Raw genomic sequence first — 12,586 nt, 5'->3', positions numbered from 1 at the left:
TAAAAAAAGCCGTCCGTTGGCAGTCAACTGCACGCCGGACAGCACCTGCCTATAAATCAGCCTTTTACCGCGCCTGCAGTAAGGCTGTTCGTTATTTGTTCCGTAAACAGCATGTAGAGCAACACGGACGGCAGCGCAATGATCGTCATGACCGCAAACTGAGCGCCGTAATTGGAAGCATATTGTCCCGTAAATTGGATGAGCGAGAAGGGCAGCGTCTTGAACGAATCACTGCGAATATAGGTCACCGCCATAATGAACTCATTCCACGTGCTCATGAAGGTAAGCACCGTTACGGAAGCGATAACCGGCTTGGAGATCGGGAATATAATCCGGAATACGACGCCCAGCAAGTTCAATCCGTCGATTACGGCTGCTTCTTCGATCGCCCGCGGCGTCGTCTGCATGAAGCCCATGAAAATAAAGACGCTGATTGGAATCATAAAGGCAATATTCGGTAAAATCAAGGCCAAATACGTATCGATTAATTTCGTATTCGTAAATATGAAAAAATTCGGCAGCAACGTTGCGTATATCGGTACAATCATGCAGATCATGACCAGCCCCGCCAAATATTTATTCCATTTCCAGTCAATCCTTGCGATAACATAGCTGAGCATTAATGATACGACGACGGTGACGGCAATAACGACAACCGTGACGATGATGCTGTTCAGCAAGTAGGCGGGGACATGACCGAAGTTGAATGCATCGGAATAGTTTTTCCATTGAAAAGGCTCCGGCCACTTCAGAATATAGCTGCCGAAGAAATCCCCGCTCTTCAGTAGCGAAAAGTTAAACATCCAAATCAACGGAAAGATTTGAGCCAGCGCCACAAGGGCCAATCCTGCATAGAGAACGACTTTTACGATGAATTTACTCGTTGTTGTCACCATTAGAACTCACCTACATCTTTCTTCAACAAGCGGTTCATCACTAGTGTAATGAGCAGGCAGAAGATAACGAACAGAACAGATATCGCACTGCCGTATCCGAACAGGCCTTCACGGAACGCTTTCGAATGCAGGTACGTGGCCAGAAACTGCGTACTGTTGGCTGGACCTCCGCCTGTCATTAAGAAAACAGTTTCCATTTGTTTGAAACCGGCTACAATCGCGAGCACGACATTAATGCGGATGACCGGCGACATAAGCGGAAGCACAATGCGCGTATTAAACTGCCAGCGGTTGGCTCCGTCCACAATGGCCGCTTCGTATAGATCCGAAGGAATCCCCTTGATGCCTGCATAATAGAGCAGATAAGCGTAACCGAAGCCTTGCCAGCTCGCAACAAATATAATGGAGATAATCGCGATGGACGGATCGCCCAGCCAATCCTGTCTCCAAGAAGCTAAGCCGACTTGACCCAGTACCCGGTTAATTAGACCGAATTGAACCGATAGGATACTGACCCACATTTGCGACGTAACAAAAGTGGAGATAATGGAAGGAATGAAAATGACCACCCGTAATATCCGCTCGAATTTCCCCGTATACGGCGTAATAATGGCCATGAACATCGCAAGCGGATGCTGCAAGAGAACGAAAGCTAAGCCGAGAAAGACCGCATGCCGGAGCGATTTCCAAAATATAGGGTCATGGAAGATCAGTTGTGTATAGTTGTCAAACCCTTGGAATTGGTAGTCGACGCCATCGTAATTGGTGAAGCTAAGGTACAGGGCAACCAGAATAGGCAACAGGATCAGCCCGAGAATGAACAGCAGCCCCGGCGTAATCAACACGGCGATATTCCGTTTGTCCATCCATAGTTTATTCATATCCGTCACTTCCATTTCTCTCTGCAAAAATGGAGCAAAACTATCAATCCCGCTTTGCTCCATGGGTGCTGTTGTTTTAGATTTAAGGATTCAATTCTTTATGCGATTTGTCAGCAATTGCATCGATCGCTTCGGCAAATTTCTCAGGCGTCGTTTTGAGCGCCAGCAGTTCCGTGATGGAGTCGAGGTAGCCTTTGGACGTTGAAGCAGAGAGACGGTCCTGCGAATTCGCACCGCTGATTTCATCGGCCGATTTCAAGATTTCCGTCAAATCCTTCTGAAGCTGTGTTTCATTGCCCGTTACGAACTCATCATAAGCTTGTGCCGGGAACGTAATGCCGTTTTGCCATACCGTTCTAGCCCAGTTTTCTTTCTTGAACAGCCAGATCGCGAATTTTTTCGCTTCGTCGGTATTTTTTGTCGTGCTGGCTACGCTGTAGCCGCCGCCAAACCAAGCGAGCAGGTCCGTTGTCGGGCTTTTGCCGTCATCCGAAGCCGGGTATGGAATCGCAATCATATTGTCGCGTACTTCTTGCGGGAAGTTGGCATCGGTGGACAGTCCCATTTCCCATTGTCCCATCAGGTACATAGCCGCTTTGCCTTGACCAAACAGGTTGCGCGCCGCGCCGTAATCGAGGTTCAGGAAGCCGTCGCCGAACACGCCGCTTTTCACCATGTCCTGCAGTTTTTGCGCCGATGCGACAACAGCCGGATCGTTAAACGAGCCCGTGCGATCAATTGCTTTGTGGTAGACGTCAAATCCGCCGGATTGACGGGATACAACCGCGTCGAACAGCAGGGCCAGCGGCCAAGCGTCTCTTCCGTCGAGCGCCATTGGAACGATGTCGGTGCCTTTCAGCTTCTCGGCGATTTTGAACAGGTCGGATTCCGTTTTTGGCGGCTCAAGACCTTTGTCGGCCAATACCTTTTTGTTGACATAAACCACGAGGAAGTCCGTGTTTTTCGGAATGCCGTAAATTTTGCCATCCATTGTGAAGGAATCAAATGCGGCGTCGATAAAGCCTTGGCCGGCAAAATCCTCTTTTGTGAAAGCAACCAGCGATTTGTTTTTAACAAATGGGCTCAGGTAACGCGCGCCGCCCCACATCATCGTGACATCGGGAAGATCGCCCGAGACGTTGTAAATTTTCAGCTTATCTTGAAATTGCGGATCGGGAGAAAGCGTTTCCACAGTAATCTTTACGTTAGGGTTCTCTTGCATGTACTGGTCGATCAGCAATTGCTCCGCTTTACCCTGGCCTCCGGTGCGATCCGGATTGTTGCTGAAAAACTTGATTTCAACCTTTTGACCGGAATCCGGCTTTTTCTCTGTATTTGCCGTGTTGGTTGGCTTCGCTCCGTCGTTTGATGCCGGCTTTTCAGCGTTTCCGCCGCAAGCGGTAACGACGGCTGTAAACACCAGAATTGCAGATAGCGTAGTAAGTAACTTTTTCAAAAGAACCCTCCTCTTAATATCTTTCATCAGCGCTGTAGCTTCATTATAAATGAGGCTTATGGAAGGGATAACCTGTGATTCTTCGGTAAAGCTGTATGTTTATTAGAAGCCGTTCTGTTTTTTATACTGGGAAGGCAGCATGCCGGTCCATTTCTTGAAAAAGCGGACAAAATGCGCTTCATCGTAGTATCCGACCTGCTTGGCTACCGTGTACACCTTTCCCTGCTCCTGCTTGAAAAGCAACTTCGCTTTCTCGATCCGGTACTGATGCAAGTAATCGAGAAAGTTAATGCCCATTTCATGACGGAACAACGTCGACAGATGGGATTGGGATATAAAAACGTCCTCCGCGATCGATTTCAGCGTCAGGTTGGTCATATATTTCTCTTCGATCATATTCAGCACATGCTGAATCGTCTTATGCGGCAGCTTCTTCATCCGGCGAAACTCGACGAACCTTTGAATGACAACGGTGAGCAGCGTGGACAGCTCCTCAAACGTTTCCTGGCGCTGTACTTGAACCGCGAAACTCTCCATTTGCTCAACCGCTTCCTTGGCCTGCTCCCCGTTCGCCGTTTTTATCTCCTTAATTAAAGCGTTAATAAACGCATAAGAGTGCAAGTGGATTCGCTGAATCGACAGCTCCTGCTCTTTGAACGCATTCAACCACTCTTCCACTTCTATGACGAAATCGGAATAGTTGCTGGCCTCCAGCGATTCGCGGATGCGCAGCTCGAAATCGGCGAAATCCTCCTGAAACTTCATCCTGCGGCTCGCATCAGGTTCGGAATGCTCCGTCTCCGTCGTCATGAACACGCCCTGACTGCCATGAAAAAAACGACGGGACAACGCGTCCTCCGCCTCGCGGTAAGAGACATGCAGCTGCGTCAGCGGATGCTTGCCTCCAACGCCGATGCTAATGCTTACTTTCAAAAATTGCGATAAATTTCGCTGAATCGGCTCTAATCCGTCATGGAAATCCTCCAGCTTCAGACCGTCCGGGACGTTGGCGATCAATACAAATTGCTCCTCCAGCGTCAGCAGCTCATGATGGCCGGCGAATCGTTCGCCGATCGTCTCCTCCATAATGTTGGAAGCTGCATAACGAAGCAGCGGAAGATCCTCCTCCGTGTAGGATAAAGCATTAAGCGCCTTCTTATCGAACCGGAAAACGATGACCAATGCAGGTTTATCTGCGAGTTGAATACCATATTCCTTGATTTCAGCCGCCATTTTCCCGGGATCAAGAGGTTTGACGGAACGAAGCCATTTCATCAGCCGATCCTCCTTGATCGCCCGAACGTTGGCATTCCATTGCCGCTCCAGCCGGTCTACCTGCTGATGCTGACTTCTGGAATAAATGATTTTCAGCTTGGCCCGCATAATCGCTTCCCTTACCTGCTTCGGGTTGCAAGGCTTCAGAATATAGTCCAGCACACCAAGCTTGATCGCTTGCTGTGCGTATTCAAATTCGCTGTATCCGGTCAATAAGACCGGGACAAGATCCCAGCCGCGCCGGGATACTTCCTCGATGAGTGCCAATCCTGACATTTGCGGCATCCGAATATCCGTCAACAGGATGTCCGGCTGCTCCTTTTCCATCATTTCCAGCGCAATCCGGCCGTTGGAGGCTGTTCCCAGCACACGGATTCCCTCCGACTCCCAATCGATCATCGTTAAGATGCTTTCGCGAAATGTCGCCTCGTCTTCTACGATTAACAATTTAAGCATCCCGTTCATCCTTTCCTTGTATCCCTGTACGACTCCGGTCGATTTTTAATTTGACCGAAGTGCCAACGTTCAGCTTGCTGTTAATCTCGATGGCGACATCGTCGCCGAAATAATTGCGCAGCCGCTCTTTCATGTTAAACAAGGCAAATCCATCCGTATGTTCCGGGGTGCTTGATCGCTGCTTCGCTTCAATGGCAGCACGCATCGTCTCCAGCTTGTCCGGTGCGATGCCGATCCCGTTATCCGTAACCTCCATCACCAGCTCATTCTCAGTCTCATAGATAAATAGATGGATAAAACCTTGCCCCTCCATCTGCTCAATGCCGTGAACGACCGCATTTTCTACAAGCGGCTGCAGCAGCAGCTTGGGTACGCGAATTTGCTGGAGGTGAGGCTCCACTTCGATCGAATACGTCAGCTTGTCGCCGAAACGGATTTGACTGAGAAATAAATAGTTTTCGACGATCGCCAATTCTTTCTCAATCGTAATAATATCGGCGCCCTGACTCAGATTGAAGCGGAAAAACACCGACAGGCGCTGGATCATGTCCGCAGTCTTATCTGCTCCTTCGCGATAAGACATCCAGGTGATGGAATTAAGCGTATTGTATAGGAAATGCGGATTAATCTGCGATTGCAGCATGCGCAGCTCCGCTTCTTTTTGCGATAGATCGGATTCGTACACATCTTGAATTAGCTCTTTGATTTTCGTCACCATGATGTTGTAGCCATGGCCTAATTGTCCGATCTCATCGCGTAGCTCCATATCGACATATTGGCTGAAGTCGCCGGATTGCAGCTCGCGCATCGATTTCAGCAGCCGCTTGAGCGGGTTGAGAAACAGCTTCGAGATCACCCAGCTGAGCGGAACGTTGATGAGAATAATCATAAATACGAAACCAAGCGTCAACCAGCGGATCTTGTTCAACTGTTGGAGTTCCTCGATTCTCGGCTGGATGACGAGCACATGCCAGCCGGTCGCCGAGGACGAGGCATGCGAGATGAGCCATTGTTTGTCGTGCCTCGTCCAATCCACCTGATCCAGCGGCATTTGATTGTAATAGGGAAGCTCGGTAAAGGCATGTCCGCTCCAGATGCCGTCCGAATCCGACATAATGGTACCGTATTCATTCATAACGACAATTTCGACATTGTCGCGCTTCGGGCCAAAGGATTTGCGGAAATCCGCCTCTGTCATGCCGATAATCATAAGTCCTTCTTGCGTTAACGTTTCCGGATTGACGAGCACTTTGCTGTAAAATACTTTTTTGCGCGCATCGCCGATAAACAGCTTGAGCGGCTCTTCCTCTACGCCCCAAGCCCCTTTAATGACGTTGTCTATTGTATGCTCATATATTTCACTTTTTTTATATTCGTCATAGCCGATAATTTCATTATTGTTCAGGCTGTTGAATTTGATGGTCGGGAAGTTGTCTGAGAAAATGAGCAGCGACTGAAAAAACTGCCGCGTGCTGAGCAGCCGGTTAATCATTGAATTGACTATCTGCGCGGAATTGTAGCTGGCATCCGGTGAAAGCACATCATGCAGCTCTGAGGAGAGTGAAAGATAGCTGTAAATGTCATAAATATCTTTGGCTAAATAATCCAGATGAGAGATCGTTTGCGAAGCAATGTTGTCTTGGGCTTGGGCGATTTTTTCCAATACCTGATTGGAAGCGGTCGTATATGAGACGTAACCGATGCTGGCAGCCGTAAAGACGAGCATCGGCATGAACCACAGCTGGATTTTGAACCGGATTGGAAGCTCGAGATAGATGTTTTTTATTTTGGCCAGCATTTCGCTTCCTCCCTTTCGCCCTTACGAGTGTACGTATAGCTTACTCCGCAAATTAGATTCTGAAAAGATAGACAGCCCGATTCCTGGGAGGAACCGGGCTTCTTTATTAATTTGGTACAGGACAATCCTGCAGCTGCAAGGGCAGGACTACCAGGAATAGGATTCCGGAGCCGGGCCGCCCGGCCCCGGAAACAGCTCGTCAAGACGCTGCAACGTTGAGGCGTCAAGCTGGATTTGAGTGGCGCGAATCGTATCACGCAGCTGCTCGACAGTGCGAGGTCCGATGATCGGACCGGTCAATGCTGGATTCGCCAGCACCCAGGCAAGGGAAACGTTAGCTTCCTTCTCACCAAGCTCGCGGCATAAAGCCGAGAAGCCTTCCAGACTTGCACGGTGTTTCTCGATGACGGCTGCCTGCTGCGCGGTGCGGTTGCTGATGTTCTTGTTCAGCGCATTGCCGCCAAGTACGCCCCCGGCCAGCGGGCTCCAAGCGACGACGCCAAGACCGAGATCTTGTGCGGCCGGAAGCACCTCCAGCTCCGGCGTCCGATTCAGCAGGCTGTAAATATGCTGTTCCACAACAAGCCCCATAAATTTGCGTTCCTTGGCCGCAGCCTGCGCTTTGACGAGATGCCAGCCGGCAAAATTGCTGGAGCCGATATAATCGGCTTTGCCCTGGCGAACCACACCCTCCAGCGCTTCCCACAGCTCTTCCCATCCCGTTCGCCAATCGATATGATGCATGAAATAAAGCTCTACATGATCGGTTTGCAGACGGCGGAGCGAGCCTTCGAGATGTCGGCGAATTTTATAGAGGGACAAGCCCTTTTCATCATTAGGCCCGTCCAGCGGATCGGACATTTTCTCATAGGCTTTGGTCGCGAGAATCGTCCGTTCGCGGCGATTGCCGCCCTGCGCCAGCCAGCGGCCGACGATGCTCTCCGTCGTACCTGCATTTTCGCCCCAGCCGTAAATATTCGCCGTATCGAAAAAGTTAATGCCGGCATCCAGCGCTTCGTCCATAATACGGAAGGCTTCCTTCTCGTCGGTCGACACGCCAAAATTCATCGTGCCAAGGCAAAGCCGGCTTACCTTCATCCCCGTTCTTCCCAAGTAGCTGTATTGCATGACCTTATCTCTCCTCCCATTTCGGATTATCGACGATAACAGCCTCGCTGTCCTGCTCGACGATCAGCTTGCGGAAGCCTTTGCTCTCGATCGTCCCGTAATCATGACCGGAGTCGGCGCGATAGACAAAGAAGGTAACGAGCGGCACCGATCCCGTATTGATGCTGCGGTGGGCATAACGCGGCGGAACGTATACCGCCTGCCCGGGAGCGAAGCGCTCGGCCTGCCACTCGCCTTCGGGATTTTCCATGAGCATGTACCCCTCTCCGCTCAAACAGTAGTACACCTCGGGGGTATCCAGTATGGTGTGAAAATGGCCTTTCGTCATGTAATACTCACGTCCGACTTTGCCGGGGTGTACGATGCTCGTTCCGAACAGCAGCTCGTTTGGCGATTCCGGCATCGACAGCTCGTAAAACTCATAGACGAGCGGGTCTCCCGATGCAACCAGCTCTGCCAGCGCCTCGGCGTCCTCGTACATGCCAGACATTTTGGACAACAGCCGTTTCGTCGGTTCGTAATCTTGGGATGCTCCGTTTAGCAAATCGAAATGCGCGGAAAAAGGGACGGTGCCCATTATGAATCGCTCCATTCTCGTTGAATTGTATAGAAATCAGCGCAAGGTTCCGGCGATGCGCTCCAGCTCTGCAAAGGTGTCGGCTGCGATATCCAGATGGAATACTTCCTGAATGACTTGTGTCCAGCCATGAATGAAATAGATCCAGCCGTCTTCCACGTACAAGCGGCGATCGTCCTTCTGACGGTTCGCTTGGTGCAAATAGTCTAGAGCCCCCCGGTAATTCAGCTCCCATACGAGACTGTCCTGCGGAAACAGAACATCATCAGTGATCGGCGAGCCCGGCTGGTCTTTGCCAAGGCCGGTCGCATTGACGATGAGCGAATGCGGCTTAACGGACGCCATTACTTCGTCGTTGGCGCTCGCTTGCGGCGTCAAATGATAGGCAGCCGGCACATCAGGCGCAATCTCGTTCATTATGCGCTCAATTTCGTCCAGCCGGTGCTGGCTGCGGTTCGTCACGATCAGCTTGCTTGGCCGTCCCGCCCGCTGCTTATCCAGCAAATAGGCGGAGATGGCAATTGCGCTGCCACCCGCTCCCATGACGAGCAGTTCGCCGTCATGCTCCTGCCAATAGTTCTGGGGCACGAAAGCCTCCAAAGCCAGACCGCTGGAAATCGGATCTTTCGCATAGCCCTCCAGCTTGCCATCCTTTTTGGAAATGCAGGAAAGCTCGCCGAACATCGTTGCATACGGATCCAGGTAATCGAATAAGTCTTTGGCTGCATGATAGAGATCAATCTTGTGCGTCGTCACGAGCGCGCCAAGTGATTGTTCATCGTCTTTAATAAACTGCACGGCCTGTCTGTAAAGGGCCGAGTCGGCATGAATACCGATGTCGATGCCGCGAATGACCGCATCCTTCAGTCCCAGCGCTTCCGCCCAAAGCGGGAACAGCTTCATAATGGAAGATTGCGTCGTCGTCACGCCGATGAAATATAGGGTAGGCTGCTCAGCCTTTTGTAAATTAAGCATGTAGTTGCTCCTTTCAAGCCGTCGGGTCATTGTCGTTTCAAGCCTTTTGTTCGGTAGGGGCATTCAGCATATCCAGCAGATTTTGCGTCGATAAAGTCGCCATTCGCGCGACAGCTTCTTTCGTGAAAGCGCCTGTGTGGGAGGTAAGCAGAAAACGGTCGAGCTGCAGCAGCTGATGCCCCGCTTCCGGCGGCTCGACAGAGAACACATCCTGCGCGGCGCCGGCGATACCGCCACTCGTTAACGCCGCATACAGTGCATCTTCATCGACCAGCTCGCCCCGCGACGTATTAATAAGAAGTGCCGAAGACTTCATTCGAGCCAGCGTCTCCTCATTGATCAGATGCTTTGTCTGCGGTGTGTAGGGTAGATGAAGCGACACGACATCGGCTTGCTCCAGCAGCAGCTCCAGCTGATGAATCCGGCCCATACCGTTCGCTTCCAGAAACGAATCATCCCGCAGAAACGGATCATAGATGACAGGCTGCATGCCTATGCCTTTCGCCCGAAGCGCAACCTCGCGGCCAATCTGTCCGCCGCCGATTACGCCTATCGTTTTGCCCGTCAGCTCGATGCCCATCGAGCGTTCCCAATGCCCTTGCTTGACGGACGCCACAATATGCGGGATGTTCCTCGCTAATGCAAACAACAAGCCGATCGCATGCTCGGCAACAGAAATATGGTTAGAGCCCGCAGCGTTGCGGAGCTGGATGCCCAGTTCCTTGGCTTTGTCCTGATCGATATTGTCCATGCCCATGCCGTATTTGGATACGGCGCGCAAATCTTTGCACTGCGCCAGCACCTCGGCAGGCAGCGGATCGACGCCAATAATGATGCCGACCACACCTTCACGAGCCTGTTCCACGATCTCCGCTTCGGTCATCGTGCGGCCCAAGTTGTTCTCAATGATGTCATAGCCTTGCTCGATAATGAGCGGGTAGACGGAAGCTTTGTAGTTCGCGAAAGATTTTGGCGTAATCAGCACTTTCGGCATCGTCTCACCCCTCTATAGATCCAGCTCTGACATCGTAGCCGGCAGCTCATGCTTCGTATTCACCTTGCCTGGGCCTGTTACCAAGTCGAAGCAGGAAACGATCAGCTTCCCGTTCCAGATAATCGGCTCGCTCGGCTGATCCAGCTCGCCTTGGAAGCCGTCCGAGTCCGGGCTTTGCGCATAACGCTCTACCGTTCCGTCCGGGTAGACCTTAGCGATAGCGTTCGCGGAGAAGTCGGCGATATAGAGATTGCCGGCTTCGTCCATCACCATCCCGTCCGTCGTTTGAAGCTGTTCCGGATTTTTTGCCCAGACGATGTTATCCTTCACGGAACCGTCGGGATGGAACGTAATTTTATGAACGGCTCCGTCACCGAAATTGCCGACATACAGATTGCCTTGCGGATCAAATTCGATGCCGTCTGCACCGTACTGATCGTTTTCGTTAAGCGTCAGCAGCGAGGTCAGCATATGGGGATCGTCCAGATTGTTATGAATTTGGATACCCTCCTCGTCTAGGCCGAAGCGGTAGACGCAGCTGCGCAGCAGACCAGTCGGGTCCTGAACCTTCGTCAGCACACTTTGCGTCACATACATATACCCGTCGCGAATCCGGATGCCGTTCGGATGCTCCATGCCTTGGGCGACAATGGTCGTCGAGACGACTTGGTCGTTCTCGATACGAAGCCGAAGGATACGGCCTTGAAAACTGCCCTCCGGAGAACCCGACCAGCCCTGATTGTCACAAACATAAATGTCGCCGTCCGGGCCAAACGCAATGCCCATCGGGCAGGCAATACCGGTGTCCGGGTGAACAGGAACCTCTACCCATTTGCGAACCTGACGATCCGCATTGATCTTGACAAGACAGGCAGGACGCGAGTGATCTGCGAAATTAGGACAAGACAGTACAAGGTCTCCATCAGCTGCAATCGCCATTCCGTCTGGTGTCGTGACATGCTCTTCCGGCAATAAAGCAAACAATTGAGGTGTATTCATAGGTTTAGCCTCCTGTTAGACCGGGCATTGATTGTGTTTCCGCCCGGCTATTCGAATGTAATAATCGTTTTTTTCATACCGCCGGGTTGGACAGCTTGCTCGAAAGCATCCAATATCCGGTCAAATCCATACACATGAGAGATAAATTGCTCCGCCCGCAGCGCGCCGCTGTTCATCCAGCTCAACACTTGACGGTGGCTCTGTGACTCCTCCAGCTTGGATGGCCACTGGTTAAAGTCCAAATGCCAGTTGTATGGAGCTTTGCTCCAATCCAACTGCATGGTCGTCTCCGATGAAATGCCGTAGCAGCAAATATGTCCATATGGGGCGAGCAGCTCCATGCTTTGATTAATAATTTCGTTTTTGCCTACAGCGTCTACCGAGAAATCAACGCCATCCGGACATATCGCCCGGACTTCGGTTGTCAGATCGGAGACTTTGCTGTTGATGACGTAGTCTGCGCCAGCCTGCTGCGCCTCTTCGGCTTTCGTCTCGCTCGTTACTGCCGCGATGACCGGACCCATGCCGAGCAGCTTGGCAAAGGTAATAAAAGCAAGCCCGACGGGGCCCGCCCCGATGACAACAATGCTGGCATCCGGATGAAAGCCGAACCGCTTGCATGCGCTGAGCACTTCACGAAACGTCACAATCATCGGCGCCATCGTCGTATCGATATCCGGCGGCAGCTTCTGCTGGGCGCAATAGGCTTCGGAAAACTCCGGCGAGCCGGGACCTTTTCCATCCTCAATCAGAGACTGACTGTCGCCCACTACCGCATATTCGGAAAAAGCGCCCCAGCCGGAATGAATACCGTCCGTCTCGCCTTCCAAAAACGGCAGCAGCACAAGATCTCCGACTTGTAAATTTCGAGCCTTCGCTCCCGTCTCGACGACGCGGCCTACGCCCTCATGACCCAAAGCAGCCGGATACGTATCGAAGCCCTTGAATTCGCCATGGATCAGCTTCGTATCCGTACCGCGGCAAATGCCGCAGCTGACCATCTTCACCAGCGCCTGATAAGGACCATACGAGGGTCTCGCTATTTCGCGGACAGAGAGCTGTCCGTCTTTATCTACAATCAAGCTTTTCATCGCAGGGAAGCTCCTCCTTTTCCAGTTTTCGTGCCTAAAAGCACACTCTGCTGCGCGTTT

At 51.6% G+C, this 12,586-nt stretch carries 11 protein-coding genes; all 11 read right to left on the bottom strand.

Going from position 1 to position 12,586, the window contains the following annotated elements:
• Positions 1-56: 56 nt before the first annotated feature.
• A complete protein-coding gene (locus tag IEX98_RS01835; protein ID WP_188887229.1) occupies positions 57-896 on the bottom strand; it encodes a carbohydrate ABC transporter permease in 840 nt (279 codons plus the stop codon).
• Positions 896-1,777 (bottom strand): carbohydrate ABC transporter permease, encoded by an 882-nt coding sequence (locus IEX98_RS01830; protein WP_188887228.1) that lies wholly within the window; start codon positions 1,775-1,777, stop codon positions 896-898. Before IEX98_RS01830 ends, IEX98_RS01835 begins: the two co-directional genes overlap by 1 nt.
• Positions 1,778-1,859: 82 nt before the next feature.
• Positions 1,860-3,233 carry an ABC transporter substrate-binding protein gene (locus IEX98_RS01825; protein WP_188887227.1) on the bottom strand — a complete coding sequence of 458 codons (1,374 nt, stop codon included), beginning with the start codon at positions 3,231-3,233 and terminating at the stop codon, positions 1,860-1,862.
• Between the two features lie 102 nt (positions 3,234-3,335).
• The gene (locus IEX98_RS01820; RefSeq protein ID WP_188887226.1) at positions 3,336-4,964 is read right to left on the bottom strand and encodes a response regulator; all 1,629 of its coding nucleotides are present in this window, start codon (positions 4,962-4,964) and stop codon (positions 3,336-3,338) included.
• Positions 4,957-6,762: a sensor histidine kinase gene (locus tag IEX98_RS01815; RefSeq protein WP_188887225.1), complete on the bottom strand. Its 1,806-nt coding sequence runs from the start codon at positions 6,760-6,762 to the stop codon at positions 4,957-4,959. Before IEX98_RS01815 ends, IEX98_RS01820 begins: the two co-directional genes overlap by 8 nt.
• A gap of 147 nt (positions 6,763-6,909) precedes the next feature.
• On the bottom strand, positions 6,910-7,890 hold the full coding sequence (locus tag IEX98_RS01810; RefSeq protein ID WP_188887224.1) for an aldo/keto reductase: 981 nt from the start codon (positions 7,888-7,890) through the stop codon (positions 6,910-6,912).
• A 4-nt stretch (positions 7,891-7,894) separates the two neighbouring features.
• Complete coding sequence (locus tag IEX98_RS01805) at positions 7,895-8,467, bottom strand: glucose-6-phosphate isomerase (protein WP_188887223.1); 573 nt, start codon at positions 8,465-8,467, stop codon at positions 7,895-7,897.
• 36 nt (positions 8,468-8,503) lie between these two features.
• Positions 8,504-9,442 (bottom strand): shikimate dehydrogenase family protein, encoded by a 939-nt coding sequence (locus IEX98_RS01800; protein WP_188887222.1) that lies wholly within the window; start codon positions 9,440-9,442, stop codon positions 8,504-8,506.
• Between the two features lie 37 nt (positions 9,443-9,479).
• Positions 9,480-10,436, bottom strand: coding sequence for a phosphoglycerate dehydrogenase (locus tag IEX98_RS01795; RefSeq protein WP_188887221.1), 957 nt, complete (start codon positions 10,434-10,436; stop codon positions 9,480-9,482).
• Positions 10,437-10,448: 12 nt separating this feature from the next.
• On the bottom strand, positions 10,449-11,435 hold the full coding sequence (locus tag IEX98_RS01790; protein WP_188887220.1) for an SMP-30/gluconolactonase/LRE family protein: 987 nt from the start codon (positions 11,433-11,435) through the stop codon (positions 10,449-10,451).
• Positions 11,436-11,482: 47 nt separating this feature from the next.
• Entirely contained in the window at positions 11,483-12,526 is a 1,044-nt protein-coding gene (locus IEX98_RS01785) for a zinc-dependent alcohol dehydrogenase (protein WP_188887219.1), read from the bottom strand.
• Positions 12,527-12,586 lie beyond the last annotated feature (60 nt).

Origin of the sequence: Paenibacillus radicis (ex Gao et al. 2016) (assembly GCF_014641555.1) — a bacterium.
In the GTDB taxonomy this organism is placed as follows: Bacteria; Bacillota; Bacilli; order Paenibacillales; family Paenibacillaceae; genus Pristimantibacillus; species Pristimantibacillus radicis.
This window is presented reverse-complemented; position numbering and strand designations above follow the sequence as displayed.

Excerpts from the sequence above, each read along its gene's own strand:
- IEX98_RS01835 (WP_188887229.1), bottom strand. The coding sequence starts at position 896 with ATGGTGACAACAACGAGTAAATTCATCGTAAAAGTCGTTCTCTATGCA.
- IEX98_RS01830 (WP_188887228.1), bottom strand. The coding sequence starts at position 1,777 with ATGAATAAACTATGGATGGACAAACGGAATATCGCCGTGTTGATTACG.
- IEX98_RS01820 (WP_188887226.1), bottom strand. The coding sequence starts at position 4,964 with ATGCTTAAATTGTTAATCGTAGAAGACGAGGCGACATTTCGCGAAAGC.
- IEX98_RS01815 (WP_188887225.1), bottom strand. The coding sequence starts at position 6,762 with ATGCTGGCCAAAATAAAAAACATCTATCTCGAGCTTCCAATCCGGTTC.
- IEX98_RS01810 (WP_188887224.1), bottom strand. The coding sequence starts at position 7,890 with ATGCAATACAGCTACTTGGGAAGAACGGGGATGAAGGTAAGCCGGCTT.
- IEX98_RS01805 (WP_188887223.1), bottom strand. The coding sequence starts at position 8,467 with ATGGGCACCGTCCCTTTTTCCGCGCATTTCGATTTGCTAAACGGAGCA.
- IEX98_RS01800 (WP_188887222.1), bottom strand. The coding sequence starts at position 9,442 with ATGCTTAATTTACAAAAGGCTGAGCAGCCTACCCTATATTTCATCGGC.
- IEX98_RS01795 (WP_188887221.1), bottom strand. The coding sequence starts at position 10,436 with ATGCCGAAAGTGCTGATTACGCCAAAATCTTTCGCGAACTACAAAGCT.
- IEX98_RS01790 (WP_188887220.1), bottom strand. The coding sequence starts at position 11,435 with ATGAATACACCTCAATTGTTTGCTTTATTGCCGGAAGAGCATGTCACG.
- IEX98_RS01785 (WP_188887219.1), bottom strand. The coding sequence starts at position 12,526 with ATGAAAAGCTTGATTGTAGATAAAGACGGACAGCTCTCTGTCCGCGAA.